This window comes from Photorhabdus temperata (genome assembly GCF_025384845.1).
In the GTDB taxonomy this organism is placed as follows: Bacteria; Pseudomonadota; Gammaproteobacteria; order Enterobacterales; family Enterobacteriaceae; genus Photorhabdus; species Photorhabdus temperata.
Map to the genome: position 1 here is coordinate 1 of NZ_JAJAFX010000144.1, position 2,374 is coordinate 2,374.

General features: G+C 40.0%; 6 protein-coding genes. 1 reads left to right on the forward strand and 5 read right to left on the reverse strand.

The window, feature by feature from the left end; translation table 11 throughout:
- Window positions 1-137 precede the first annotated feature (137 nt).
- Genes LGZ99_RS24010 through LGZ99_RS24025 form a run of 4 tightly spaced genes read right to left on the reverse strand, consistent with a single transcriptional unit; the run spans window position 138 to window position 1,683 of the window.
- Window positions 138-503, reverse strand: coding sequence for a hypothetical protein (locus LGZ99_RS24010; RefSeq protein ID WP_262979809.1), 366 nt, complete (start codon window positions 501-503; stop codon window positions 138-140).
- Between the two features lie 12 nt (window positions 504-515).
- Window positions 516-809, reverse strand: a complete 294-nt coding sequence (locus LGZ99_RS24015) for a hypothetical protein (RefSeq protein ID WP_036841066.1) — start codon at window positions 807-809, stop codon at window positions 516-518.
- A 7-nt stretch (window positions 810-816) separates the two neighbouring features.
- Window positions 817-1,476 (reverse strand): hypothetical protein, encoded by a 660-nt coding sequence (locus LGZ99_RS24020; protein ID WP_036841067.1) that lies wholly within the window; start codon window positions 1,474-1,476, stop codon window positions 817-819.
- Window positions 1,477-1,485: 9 nt separating this feature from the next.
- Complete coding sequence (locus LGZ99_RS24025) at window positions 1,486-1,683, reverse strand: hypothetical protein (RefSeq protein WP_036841068.1); 198 nt, start codon at window positions 1,681-1,683, stop codon at window positions 1,486-1,488.
- A 189-nt stretch (window positions 1,684-1,872) separates the two neighbouring features.
- Between LGZ99_RS24025 and ghoS the strand changes: the two genes are divergently transcribed.
- Complete coding sequence (ghoS, locus tag LGZ99_RS24030; protein ID WP_036841069.1) at window positions 1,873-2,157, forward strand: type V toxin-antitoxin system endoribonuclease antitoxin GhoS; 285 nt, start codon at window positions 1,873-1,875, stop codon at window positions 2,155-2,157.
- Here the strand turns inward: ghoS and LGZ99_RS24035 are convergent.
- The coding region (locus LGZ99_RS24035) for a hypothetical protein (RefSeq protein WP_262979810.1) at window positions 2,154-2,374 on the reverse strand (221 nt) is incomplete at its 5' end. The genes ghoS and LGZ99_RS24035 overlap by 4 nt on opposite strands.

Here is a 2,374-nt window from a genome sequence, read left to right on the forward strand (position 1 = left end):
CTAGTGAAACATCGCAGCGCGCAATGCCCCTGAAATATCAATCGCTTGGGAAGGACCCATTCAAATTAAATGAGAATAATTCTTGTTTGATTCGTCTGGCCTTATCGCTGCGATTTCATTTCATGATTTGTTCCTGTTTAAGTGAACATGGATTGCATTAACTGATGATTGTGACAGCCGGATTTAAGATAATAATCAACGCTCGACAAGAGGCTTTCCTTTTGCTCATTCGTAATATTCTCATAGATTAAAGCAAGTCGTTTGTCAGGGCTTGTAGGGTATTCTTGTTGACTCGTTTTCTTTATTGGTTGAGTGGGGTCAAAAATATCAGCCAGCTTTAGATAACTTTCATCAGAATCACACCAAGGAACATAGAGACTTGATTCAATAACTAGATGCTCACCCTTTTTATAAACTCTAACGTAGATGTTATTTCTCAGCTTATCTTTAAATTCTTTAAAAGCATCGGTGATGGCTTTGTCAGACTGTTCCCTTGATATCATTTGTCACCTCTATTAATTGCCTTTGATTGAGCGAATGACTAATTTATCATCAAAACCAATCACCATTATCTCGTTGTCATTCTCACTTACTATACCCCTCATAGCATCCATGCATTCTTTTGTTACTTCCACACTGACTTTACATTTGATGGATTTACTCAGTCGCTTATGCAACTCACGCACCATCACACAGGATAAAGATTTATGAGCATCAAATCCGCTTAGTTCTGATTTCAGTTGATTAATGATATTTTCAACTTCTTCTTGTGTGGGTAGTGTTACTGTTGGAATCAATTCATACTTCATTACAACCTCACTTAGCTGTTTTGATGGCTTCATCTAGAGCCTGGCTTATAGCTTGTGGCATTAATGCATCAGCCATCTTTCTTGCGCGTTCCTGATAACCCAATATAGGAGCAACAGGTAAAGCATCGCCGAAGCGGATTAACAATTTTGGTGGGCGCTGCTTTTTCCTCTCTCTGCGGGTGCCGTTGGGTGAGCGCTTTAACCGCTTTTTGCCCTTCTTGCCCTTTCTGGCTTTCTTACGTTGCCATACGCCATTGACACTATTATGTTCGCTGGTTGTTACTTCTCCGATAAATACATCAGGCTTGGCCTTTAATTGTTTGAGCTTATTACGGGGTAAGTTGCCATATTTGTTTAATTTAATGTTCTTCGGATTTAATAACGCACTGCTATTAAGTTTATGTACCCCGCCAATTTCAAAGGGTGTGAGATAACTTGCGGCTATATCACGAACAAAGACTTTCGCTTTCAGATTGCTTTTGCTTGCACCGACTGAACCAACAGACTTAACAGTAAAAGGGGTTGGATTATCTAACTTACGCTCTATCGCCTTCTTTTCAGCTTGTTCAATCTGACGTGCAACTTTTGTTAATGCCTGAGCGGTAGCAAATGGGACTTGCTTCTTTATTTGAGCCAGTTTATTAGACAGTTCTTTTAATCCTGCCATCAGATCAACCTATGTAAGTAATGGAACGGATTCATGTTGTAACTCTGCACAGAACAACCCAATCGCAAGATGAGCCTCCCCGTTCGGGTAATCAGCCAGCATCTTACGAATTACCTTTTTACAAATACTGACGTTTTCTTGCTGCTGTTCTGGCAATGAAGCAATCACGCCCTTGAACATCAGTATTGTTTGTTCATCTTGTGTCATCGTGCTATTTCCTCTGATTACTGAAGCTCAGTTTTGAACTGACATAAAATAAAAAGGCCGCTTAGCGACCTGTTATCTGATTACATGCCTGCTTTGATAACCCACTCAGGCGGCGCGGGTTTCCTGCTTTCCACAGTCAAGAAAAATTGATAATTTGGTCATTCCACAGTCAAATCAGGAATAAGAAAAATGGCAAATTTCACCGTTAGAGTTGAATTACATGATGCAAACTCTAAGGATTATGAGAAATTACATGAAAAAATGGAAAATGCTGGGTTTGAGCGCACTATTACCACCACAAGTGGCAAGATCTATCATTTGCCAGATGCGGAATATTCAATCACCAGTGATAAATCCACAGATGAAATTAAGGATCTGGCTCGTGATACAGCAAAGAAAGTAAAATCTAATCCAGCTATTCTTGTCACTAAATCAAGCGGAACCAGAAGATGGTCTGGTTTGGATGAAGGTTAATCCTCGGCTTCAACTTCATCGTCCCCATAGCCTCGCCTTGGGTTCTCTGTCTCAAGAGCAATAAAGCTATCTCTAATATTCCGGGCGATATATTTCGCCCTATCGTTATCGATATAGCGTCGAGATTCCATTTCTATATTTAGTGCATTTATCAGAGCTTCACGGGCTGCGACTTGTGATTCGATTGTTAAATCTTCAAATTTCATTGTTAACCTCA